The organism is Pseudomonas sp. B3G-3, from assembly GCF_028640915.1.
Lineage (GTDB): Bacteria > Pseudomonadota > Gammaproteobacteria > Pseudomonadales > Pseudomonadaceae > Aquipseudomonas > Aquipseudomonas chlororaphis_I.
Genome location: NZ_JAQZAB010000035.1, coordinates 1 through 237, shown reverse-complemented (window position 1 = coordinate 237; position 237 = coordinate 1). Strand labels below are relative to the sequence as shown.

Annotated in this window: 1 rRNA gene; it reads right to left on the bottom strand. The window is 50.6% G+C overall.

Annotated features, from left to right (window positions below):
- A 5S ribosomal RNA gene (gene rrf / locus PVZ80_RS00265) occupies positions 1-110 on the bottom strand; the annotation flags it as partial.
- Between the last annotated feature and the right edge of the window lie 127 nt (positions 111-237).

The window sequence follows — 237 nt, the reverse complement described above, 5'->3', positions numbered from 1 at the left end:
CGATGACCTACTCTCACATGGGGAAACCCCACACTACCATCGGCGATGCATCGTTTCACTGCTGAGTTCGGGATGGGATCAGGTGGTTCCAATGCTCTATGGTCGTCAAGAAATTCTGTGGCCGGACCGTTGGCTCAAGGGCCGAACGTGCCAGCAAAATCGGGAACTTCTACAAAAACAAAACCCCAACTGCTTTCGCAATTGGGGTTTCGGAATTTAATCTTGACGATGACCTAC